At 63.8% G+C, this 4,955-nt stretch carries 6 protein-coding genes and 2 pseudogenes; all 8 read right to left on the bottom strand.

The annotated features are described in order from the left end of the window. A pseudogene (locus VLR48_RS18230) lies at positions 1–190 on the bottom strand (DNA-binding protein); the annotation flags it as partial. 120 nt (positions 191–310) lie between these two features. Further along, the gene (locus tag VLR48_RS18225; RefSeq protein ID WP_325293152.1) at positions 311–748 is read right to left on the bottom strand and encodes a type II toxin-antitoxin system VapC family toxin; all 438 of its coding nucleotides are present in this window, start codon (positions 746–748) and stop codon (positions 311–313) included. After that, positions 745–993 (bottom strand): FitA-like ribbon-helix-helix domain-containing protein, encoded by a 249-nt coding sequence (locus VLR48_RS18220; protein ID WP_325293151.1) that lies wholly within the window; start codon positions 991–993, stop codon positions 745–747. The genes VLR48_RS18225 and VLR48_RS18220 overlap by 4 nt, the downstream gene beginning before the upstream one ends. Positions 994–1,485: 492 nt before the next feature. Next, positions 1,486–1,992, bottom strand: coding sequence for a DNA-binding protein (locus VLR48_RS18215; protein WP_325293150.1), 507 nt, complete (start codon positions 1,990–1,992; stop codon positions 1,486–1,488). Between the two features lie 377 nt (positions 1,993–2,369). Beyond that, positions 2,370–3,470: a GDP-mannose 4,6-dehydratase gene (gmd, locus tag VLR48_RS18210; protein ID WP_325293149.1), complete on the bottom strand. Its 1,101-nt coding sequence runs from the start codon at positions 3,468–3,470 to the stop codon at positions 2,370–2,372. Position 3,471: 1 nt separating this feature from the next. Next, positions 3,472–4,446, bottom strand: a complete 975-nt coding sequence (fcl, locus tag VLR48_RS18205; RefSeq protein WP_325293148.1) for a GDP-L-fucose synthase — start codon at positions 4,444–4,446, stop codon at positions 3,472–3,474. A gap of 76 nt (positions 4,447–4,522) precedes the next feature. Next, entirely contained in the window at positions 4,523–4,648 is a 126-nt protein-coding gene (locus tag VLR48_RS18200; RefSeq protein WP_325293147.1) for a hypothetical protein, read from the bottom strand. Between the two features lie 93 nt (positions 4,649–4,741). Continuing rightward, positions 4,742–4,955, bottom strand: a pseudogene (locus VLR48_RS18195) (MarR family EPS-associated transcriptional regulator); the annotation flags it as partial.

The raw sequence follows: 4,955 nt of genomic DNA, 5'->3' as shown, positions 1-4,955 counted from the left end.
GAGCCAGATTCAACTCCATCGTCATGAATGCCGTTTCCAGCAACGCGGGTTCGATCCGGTATCTGCCACGCGCCTTCAGCCAGTCGAGCACCTCGGCGAGATGCCATATTGCCAAAGCGCCCTCGTGAACCGGTGCCGGGAAATCGGATGGATGGGCGAGCATGAGCTTGCGCATGGCTTGCCGCGACACGCCGGCGATTTCGGCGATGTCCGACAGGCCGACGAAGTCGGGCGCGGCTTCAATGAGGGGTTTGGGGCATCGAAGGTTTCCGGCTGTCAAACTGCGGCGACGCGTGCATCCGTGGTCCGCCTAACGAACCATTCCGGCGCCATTCCATGGATTGTGCACATCCAGACCATCGATCTCTTTAAAATGGTGAACATTGCGCGTCGCCATCAGAAGGCGATTCGTCAACGCAATCGCGGCGATTTGCGCATCTTCCACCGAGATCGGGGAACCGGCGCGGGTACGCGCGGCGACGATACGCGCGTAGGTACTGGCCGCGGCTCCGTCGAATGGCAGACAACGCCCCGCGAAGTCTTCCTCGAACATGATCTGCGCCTGCAGACTCAGACCCTGCTTGCGCCGCCCCTCCGGCAAAAGGGCACTGCCCAGTTCGATCTCGGCGCGGTTGATGGCGCACACCCAAACCGTCTCGGCCGGCTGGCCGTCCAGCCAGGTGACCACGACCGGTTCCGGCGCAACACGCATGAACTCCGAAAGGACGTTGGTATCAAGCAGAATCATTCCGGCTGTTCAAACCGAGCGGGCTTGCGCGGCAAGCTGCGCTCGGGTAGCGGCAGCTCGCCCGCGACATCCCGAAACCGGCCCACCAGGCGACCACCCAGACCGCCAGCCGGACTGGACGGCGTCAGCGCCTGGCGCAAAATGGAACGAACCTCTTCCTCCATCGACTGTCCGTGCCGCGCAGCTTGAACGCGCAGACTCGCCTTGAGCGCTTCATCGACGTTTCGGATGGTGAGTGTGGCCATGCGATAAACCTCCGGCTGGCTTGTCAGCATTGCTAGCATAGCATGCAGTGACACCAAGAGGCTGTCGTCCGTTCGACCACCCCCTCGGGCTGTCCTAAGGCTAAGCCAAGGGATCGATCTGTCCGGCACGTACCTCGGCAGAGCACTCGGCATCAGTCGGTTGGCCGGGGCGCGGACCCCCGGCGAGGCGTTGTTCACATTCCCGGCCGTAGGGTTGACGAGCAAGCGGAAAAGGGTCCAGGGTCGTCGGGCGGTTGCCCTTACGGTCACCCCGCTACCCGGTTTCCTCGGGCGTCGGGCGTCGCCTGCGAGGTCTCGGCGGCAAGGGGTTGCCGCCCGACGGGCTGCGTGTGTATGCGCGGACATCGCCATTTGAGCCGGCGATTCGCCTTATGCTCGAGAGCCACGCCGGTCCGTTCAAGCCGGCGCATGGGGGCACGTCAGCGCAGGACGTGGTCGAGGCTCTCGGCGGTGATTCCGGACAACCTTTGCTCAGGAGGCCATGGTCGGCTGCTGCTCGACATGACGCCGGGCGGCTCGCCCACGGTCTCGAGCCAGATTCAACTCCAGCGTCATGAATGCCGTTTCCAGCAACTCGGGTTCGATCCGGTATCTGCCACGCGCCTTCAGCCAGTCGAGCACCTCCGCGAGATGCCATATTGCCAAAGCGCCCTCGTGCACCGGTGGCGGGAAATCGGATGGGTGGGTAAGCATAAGCTTGCGCATGGCTTGCCGCGACACGCCGGCGATCTCGGCGATGTCCGACAGGCCGACGAAGTCGGGCGCGGCTTCAATGAGCATGGCGGTCGGGACCGCGCGCCGGACGTCGTCTATCGCACTGCGCACTGCCGCTTGGGCGCTCTCGCGCTCGCGTGTGAAGTCCAAAGCCAAGCGACCCGGCCGGCCGATGCCGACCAAGGCATCATCACAACCGGTTGCGCCGAGACGCTCGATGATGTCGTCGGGGTCGCAGTCGTCCGCACTGAGTTGATACGTCAATCTGAAGTGGTACTCCATCGGTCAGTCACCTTCTCCGACGTCGGTTTTTCTGCGTTGCCGGTCGGTTGTGCAGTGATCGATCACCCGACGCAACATCCGGGCATGGTTGACCGGGTTTTTGGGAGTACTCCAGATGCTGGTGATGCAAAAGTCTCCGCAACGACACTGCTCGTCGTTGTAGGGGCAGTACAGCTTGCCCCAGGCGTGACTCCCGCCAACCTCGACACGACACCCGCGGAAAAGGGTCCACGGAAAAGGGTCCAGGCTCGTCGGGTGGGTGCCCTTACGGTCGCCCCGCTGCCCGACGGGTCTGGGTGCTTTTGGGGTTGGAAACAGACCACAGGCATGGCCTTGCCGATGCCTTCCGGGGAAGGCGGTCATTCATGGCGGGCCATGACGGGATAGCCGCTGCCGCGGACGAGTTTGTCGCGCTCGGCGGTATGGAGATCTTCGCGGACCATTTCGGCGACGAGCTCTTGGAAGGTGATTCCGGGTACCCAGCCGAGTTTCTCGCGGGCCTTGCGGGCGTCACCGAGGAATGTTTCGACCTCGGTGGGGCGGAAATAGCGGGGGCCCACCTGGACAACGGGGATCGGCGCAGGTCCATTTGCAGGGTTGGTCCAGTAGCCCTTCTCCTGTACTCCGGCTCCTTCCCAGCGGATCTCGATCCCGAGCTCTTGAGCGGCGACGTTGACGAAGTCGCGGACGCTGTGTTGTTGGCCGGTGGCGATGACGAAGTCTTCCGGCTGGTCTTGCTGGAGCATCAGCCACTGCATCTCCACGTAATCCTTCGCGTGGCCCCAGTCGCGCTTGGCGTCGAGGTTGCCGAGGTAGAGTGTGTCCTGCAGGCCGAGCTTGATGCGCGCGAGCGCGCGGGTGATCTTGCGGGTGACGAAGGTCTCGCCGCGCATCGGGGATTCATGGTTGAACAGGATGCCGTTGCAGGCGTAGATGCCGTAAGCCTCGCGGTAGTTGACGGTGATCCAGTAGGCGTAGAGCTTGGCCACGGCGTAGGGCGAGCGCGGGTAGAAGGGTGTGGTCTCCTTCTGGGGGATCTCCTGGACTTGGCCGAACAGCTCCGAGGTGCTGGCCTGGTAGAAGCGGGTCTTTTGCTCGAGGCCGAGGATGCGGATGGCCTCGAGGACGCGCAATGGACCGAGGGCGTCGGAGTTGGCGGTGTACTCGGGCTCCTCGAAGGAGACGGCCACATGGCTCTGCGCCGCGAGGTTGTAGATCTCGTCGGGCTGCACCTGCTGGATGATGCGGATGAGGCTGCTGGAGTCCGTCATGTCGCCGTGGTGAAGGATAAGACGGCGGTCGGCCTCGTGCGGGTCTTGGTACAGGTGATCGATGCGATCGGTGTTGAACAGGCTCGAGCGGCGCTTGATGCCGTGGACGACGTAGCCCTTGGCGAGGAGGAATTCGGCGAGGTAGGCGCCGTCTTGACCGGTGATGCCGGTGATGAGGGCTGTCTTCATATCAGGCTCGGAGGGTGTCTTGGTTGTCGAGGAACCAGCGGTAGGTGTCTCGGATGCCCTCTTCGAGCGGGATGCGGGGCGACCAGCCGAGGGAGCGGATCAGGCCGATATCGAGCACTTTACGCGGCGTGCCGTCGGGTTTGGTGTCATCGAAGGTCAGGCGACCCTGAAAGCCGGTGACACGGGCGATGGTTTCGGCAAGGGCGCGAATCGTGCAGTCGCGGCCGGAACCGATATTGATATGGCTGAGCATCGGTTGCGTGGCCTCACGGTAGGCCGTCTCGGGGAGCTCCATGACGTGGATGCATGCCTCGGCCATATCGTCGACATGCAGGAACTCGCGCATCGGAGTCCCGCTGCCCCAGATGACGACCTCCGGGAGGTGCTGCCGGACAGCCTCGTGAAAGCGACGCAGAAGAGCCGGCAGCACGTGGCTGTTCTGCGGATGGAAATTGTCGTTGGGTCCGTAGAGGTTCGTCGGCATGACCGAGCGGTAGTCGCGGCCATGCTGACGGTTGTAGCTCTCGCAGAGCTTGATGCCGGCGATCTTGGCGATGCCGTAGGGCTCGTTGGTCGGCTCAAGGGGTCCGGTCATGAGGGCATCTTCACGGAGCGGTTGAGCCGCGTGGCGCGGATAGATGCAGGAGGAGCCGAGGAACAGGAGCTTTTGCACGTCGTGCAGGTGCGCCGCATGGATGATGTTGGCGGCAACCATGAGATTGTCGTAGATGAAGTCGGCCGGATAGCTGTTGTTGGCGTGGATTCCACCGACCTTGGCCGCGGCGAGGTAGACCTGGTCCGGCCGGTTCTGGGCGAAGAAGTCGTCGACGGCGGCAGGATTCAGGAGATCAAGCTCCGCGCGACTGCGGGTGACGATTCGCGCGGGGTCGTGCCCCCGTGCGAGCAGCGCCCTGATGAGTGCCGAACCCACCATGCCTCGGTGTCCGGCGACGAAGATGTTTGGTTGGTTGTGCATCAGTTGGATTCGCGAGGCACTCGGCGGTCTTCAGGTCGACTTAGAAGCCTGTTGGATCTGAGGGCGCGGATGTTTTCTAGAGGATCTGGTCCGGCTGGAGCGCCTGCGGCAGCGTGTCGATCTCGCGCTGGATGGCGAGGTGCTCGGCGGTGGTGTCGGGCTTGACTCCCCGTCGGTTGGCATTCCCCTGCCGACAATTCATAGGTCGGCATCCCCATGCCGACCCAGGTGCCCGAAGGGCGCCCGAATTGGAGCGCCGCATGGTCCTTCGGGCGTCGGGAGCCGCCTGAGCGCTCTACCGTTCCGCCGGTCCGACGCTGCCGTCCCCTGCCCTGTCTGCGCCCACCTCGGCGGCCAATTGGGCGATCTCGGCCTTGAGGGCTTCGTATTCGGCGCGTTTGCGCTGCAGGAAGCGGGCGGTGATGCGGGCCTTGGCCTCGATGCCCTGCGGGGTGAGCAGGTAGGCGTAGGCGCGCTTGTTGTCGCTTCGGCGGAAGTTCTGGACCTTC

The sequence above is a fragment of the Thiocapsa sp. genome (genome assembly GCF_035467215.1).
In the GTDB taxonomy this organism is placed as follows: Bacteria; Pseudomonadota; Gammaproteobacteria; order Chromatiales; family Chromatiaceae; genus Thiocapsa.
Note: the sequence above shows the minus strand (reverse complement) of the source record. Positions and strands in the feature narration are given on the sequence as shown.